Source organism: Gammaproteobacteria bacterium, assembly GCA_003696665.1.
Classification (GTDB): domain Bacteria; phylum Pseudomonadota; class Gammaproteobacteria; order Enterobacterales.
In genome coordinates this window covers 1-3226 of the sequence record RFGJ01000162.1, presented here as the reverse complement: position 1 = coordinate 3226, position 3226 = coordinate 1, and the positions used below count along the sequence as shown (strand labels likewise).

4 protein-coding genes are annotated in these 3226 nt (G+C 46.9%); all 4 read left to right on the top strand.

Annotated elements, in window-relative coordinates; all coding sequences use genetic code 11:
* The first annotated feature begins 157 nt into the window (after window positions 1-157).
* Entirely contained in the window at window positions 158-859 is a 702-nt protein-coding gene (locus tag D6694_04880) for a hypothetical protein (GenBank protein RMH45329.1), read from the top strand.
* 19 nt (window positions 860-878) lie between these two features.
* Window positions 879-1577, top strand: a complete 699-nt coding sequence (locus D6694_04875; protein RMH45328.1) for a hypothetical protein — start codon at window positions 879-881, stop codon at window positions 1575-1577.
* 17 nt (window positions 1578-1594) lie between these two features.
* The gene (locus tag D6694_04870; GenBank protein ID RMH45327.1) at window positions 1595-2029 is read left to right on the top strand and encodes a hypothetical protein; all 435 of its coding nucleotides are present in this window, start codon (window positions 1595-1597) and stop codon (window positions 2027-2029) included.
* A gap of 12 nt (window positions 2030-2041) precedes the next feature.
* Window positions 2042-3226: DEAD/DEAH box helicase (locus tag D6694_04865; protein ID RMH45326.1), on the top strand; the 1185-nt coding region annotated here is incomplete at its 3' end.

The window sequence follows — 3226 nt, the reverse complement described above, 5'->3', positions numbered from 1 at the left end:
GCCGGCAACGACCAGCTCAAGACCAATGCCGTGCAAACCTTCAAGGCTCGCGCCTCATCCAAGGAATCCGAAATTGTGTTCATGACGGTGTAACATGTGTACATTTCGAGAATCTGCTAATTGACTTGCAACACTAATAGTATTGGGGTTTGTGAATATGAGTCCTACTGAAGACGCTCAGAATTCGGAGATGGCGTATCGCCTTCTGGAATTCTCTATAGTAATAGTTGCAAACGATCACAATCCGTCAATTATTAACCCTGACTTTCTCATGATAAATGAGATTGTGGATAAGGAATGGCGCCGGATAGGCGACGCAATATCCACCCCAGCTTTTTCTAAGGTTGCATATGACAACAATTTGTCGATCACGGTTGATCCAAACAGGTTGAATATTGTTGATGGATCAGGAGACTTAAACATTCCGAATTCACCCGCACTGAAAGTAGCTAGGAAATATGTCGAAGTATTGCCGCACATCCGCTACTCCGCAGTCGGAATTAACTTTCGTGTTTTTTATGAGATAGAAGATCCGGATCAGGCGATCAAGTCCCAATACCTGAAGCCCGGCATTTGGCTTGAATCTTCGGATGACTTGCACGGGATTGGCTTCAAGTTCGCCCATCCAATGGAAAATGGAAAGAAGCTGATAACGGTTGAGAGTGCTGTGGTTAACACTATGGATCCCTCTGATGGATCGGTTACCCAAAAGACAGGCATCATGGTATTTGGAAATTATCACCGAGACTGCAAAGAATACCCTGCCGCTAGGCAGCTGGATTCGTGCTTTGGGTTGCTTCCAAATGATTGGAGCGATTTTAACTCTATTTTGGCCAAGCTGGGAGGTAATCATGTCTAATGCTTTATTATCAAGGGGCATGGATAAATACCAGCATGTTATTGCAGATATGGCTGTCAATTCACATCTGTCCACAGGTGTTCCGTCAGTATCATGGCACGAAGAACAAACGGTTGCCCCGTATATCATAAGTTACTTGCGTAACAAGTTTGTTTCACTTGGTAGTGGAGAGTTCAAGGGGGAATTTCAGATTTTCGAAAGCCTTTCTAAAGACTTTGATTGGATCCGGAAAAGCGGAAGAAAAAATTTCAATGTAATAGCCGATTCAACTTCATGGATTCACCAGACCTTCGATCCATCATTATCGGCACAGGAGATTATCGATCTTTTTGAGAACTTGGATATTCCGTATGCATCCAGGCTGGCAAAGCGTCTTCGTTATTTGTATGAATTGCGAGAAGAAGAGTTGCCGGAGGAGATGCCTCTATCCACGGATTCCATATTCTCATTTTATCTGTTCATGGAACAGAACCCCAGCCTAGCGTATCCGCAAGTTACATTGACATCTGAGGGGGACATTCACGCAGTTTGGAGCAAATCGTCAAATAAGCTGCTGTCGATCGACTTTACAGGCAAGACCAGTATTCGCTACGTGCTGTTTACGCCAAACCGACTGCATCCAGGACATGTTATTCGCGTCTCTGCTCTGACAACAAGGGATCAGTTGCTTGAACAAATTTCGCCTTACCGGATCGATTTTGTGTTTCAGAGAGGCTGATAGCTTTGAAAGGTGATGTGATTCCCGATAGCGATGACATTGCCCGACACTGTAAGGGTTCTTGGATACAAGAAGATGGGCGAGTAAGTAGCAATGCCTTTAAACTCAGACCAAATGAATCATATCTGTCTGTAAGTTGGCTTGACTTCTGGGGGAAAGAGAGTTCCGAAGAGAATCTGGAAGAGACTCGTAAAGCATTCAAAAGAAAAGGATTTGAACTAAGAAAAAGCGCCCGATTTGCTGTTGCCCAAGTGGGTGTGATGTGTGACGCGGTAGCAACGGAATCTCAGGGCAAGACTATTGAAGTGCTCCATGAGCCTGACGTTCCTCATGATGAGTCTCATAGTGGTATATATAACACAGCGAGTATCGAAGCCCTTGAAGAGGCAGTAGTCGCTGAAATCATCGCCGCAGTTATCACACCAGATCAAATTTTTCCGGCCATCGAGTAGGAAACAGTCAACATGAAGCTCAAGTTCGACCCATCGCTTGAATATCAGCGCGAAGCTATAGACGCCATCTTGGGTGTATTCGATGGCCAGCCGATTGCCCAGACCGATTTTGAGCTGAGCCTGACTTCGGCTGCCGGAGGGCTGTTCCAGTCCGAGCTTGGTGTAGGCAACAACATCGTGCTGCCCGAAGATGAGATCCTTGCCAACGTCCAAAAGATTCAAGAAGCCAACAACATCGAGAAGGTTCCTGCTTTGCAAGGCATGAATTTCTCGGTGGAGATGGAGACCGGTACAGGCAAAACCTATGTGTATTTGCGCACTATCTTCGAGTTGAGCAAGACTTACGGCTTCAAGAAATTCATCATCGTTGTTCCAAGCGTGGCCATACGCGAGGGTGTGCTCAAAAGCATCGACATGATGCAGGAGCATTTCAAAACACTGTATGACAATGTGCCCTTCGATTATTTTGTTTACGACTCCAAACGGCTGGGCAAGGTGCGTCAGTTCGCCACCAGTAACCAGATTCAAATCATGATCATCAATATCCAGTCTTTCCAGAAGGACGTGGCGGACAAGCCCTTGGAAGAGATGACCGAGGATGAACTGAAGAAGCTCAATGTCATCAACCGGGAAAATGATCGCATGTCTGGCCGCAGGCCGATCGAGTTCATTCAGGCAACGAATCCCTTTGTGATTATCGATGAGCCGCAAAGCGTGGACAATACGGAGAAGTCCAGGCGAGCTATCGCCAACCTGAACCCTGCTGCCACCCTGCGATACAGCGCTACACATCGAAACCCGTACAACCTGCTGTATCGGCTTGATCCAATTCGCGCCTACGATCTGCGTCTGGTGAAGCGGATTGAGGTCGCTTCCATCCGCTCCGATGACAGTTTCAACGATGCCTATGTGAAACTGCTCAAAACCGACAACAAAAACGGTATCAAGGCGCAAGTGGAGATACATAAGAAGGGATCGAATGGCCCAAAGAAGGCCAAATTATGGGTCAAGCAAGGGGATGACTTGTTTGTGAAATCTGGCGAAATCGACATGTACCGGAATGGGTACATCGTGCAAAACATCGATTGCACGCCCGGGGCTGAATACATCGAGTTCAATCAGGGACGATTCCTCGAATTGGGTCAGGAAATCGGCGGCCTTGGCGATGAGGTGATGAAGGCGCAGGTGTGGGAAACG

Coding starts and splice junctions, on each gene's coding strand:
- D6694_04880 (RMH45329.1), top strand. CDS start 158: ATGAGTCCTACTGAAGACGCTCAGAATTCGGAGATGGCGTATCGCCTT.
- D6694_04875 (RMH45328.1), top strand. CDS start 879: ATGGATAAATACCAGCATGTTATTGCAGATATGGCTGTCAATTCACAT.